General features: G+C 71.1%; 1 protein-coding gene and 1 pseudogene. Both read left to right on the forward strand.

All coding sequences use genetic code 11. The annotated features are described in order from the left end of the window. Positions 1 to 654: peptidoglycan-binding protein (locus GCN74_RS28190; protein WP_193317310.1), on the forward strand; the 654-nt coding region annotated here is incomplete at its 5' end. Position 655: 1 nt separating this feature from the next. Beyond that, positions 656 to 894 (forward strand): annotated as a pseudogene (locus GCN74_RS28195) (hypothetical protein); the annotation flags it as partial.

Consider the following 894-nt stretch of genomic DNA (forward strand, 5'->3'; position numbering starts at 1 on the left):
GCCACGCCAGCATCCACGCCCGCGCCCGCCAGCGTGCCGGACCGCAACGCCGTGCTGCGCCAGCTGGCCGCCCTGTGGGGCGAGCAGTTGCCGGCCGGCGACGCTTGCCAGGCGGGCGCACGCGCCGGCTTGCGCTGCCTGCACAGCCGGGGCGGCATCGCCGAATTGCGCGTGCTGGACCGTCCCGCCATGCTGACCTTGCGCGACGGGGAGGGGATGGAACAGCTGGCGCTGCTGACGCGGCTGCAGGACGAGACGGCCACCGTGCTGCTCGATGGCAAGCCGCAAGGCGTGCCGCTGGCCCAGCTGGCGCAGCGCAGCGATGGCAGTTTTACCACTTTCTGGCGTGCCCCGCGCAACTGGCGCGACGAGATACCTGCGGGCGCCCGCGGCGCCGACGTGGACTGGCTGGGGCAGCGCCTGGCGCAACAGCAGGGCTTGCCGGCGCCGGCCGCCAATCTGCCGCTCGATGCTGAGATGCAACGCCTGCTGCGCGTGTTCCAGCAGAGCCAGAACCTGCGGGCCGATGGCCTGGCGGGGCCGAAAACGTTCATACGCCTGATGCAACTGGGTGACAATTCGGAGCCGCGCCTGAGCAGCGCAGCTCCTGCCGTGGCAGCGCCCGCTGCGACGGCGATGGTGGCGGGGAAATAAGATGTCCTACATACTTGAAGCACTAAAAAAATCGCAGGCCGAGCGCCAATTGGGCGAGTTGCCGTCGATTCATGCACCGCAGGTGCAGCTGCACGATACCGCAGCGTCCGCTTCTGCGCGGCGCACGCCCGTCTGGCTGGCATTGGGCGGGGTGGGCGTGGGCGTGGCTGCCGCACTGCTGCTGTGGCAACCCTGGCAGGCGGGCGCGGCGGCGCCTGCGGCCGCTCCCGCCGCTGCCCC

It is taken from the genome of Janthinobacterium sp. FT14W, from assembly GCF_009208755.1.
In the GTDB taxonomy this organism is placed as follows: domain Bacteria; phylum Pseudomonadota; class Gammaproteobacteria; order Burkholderiales; family Burkholderiaceae_D; genus Janthinobacterium; species Janthinobacterium violaceinigrum.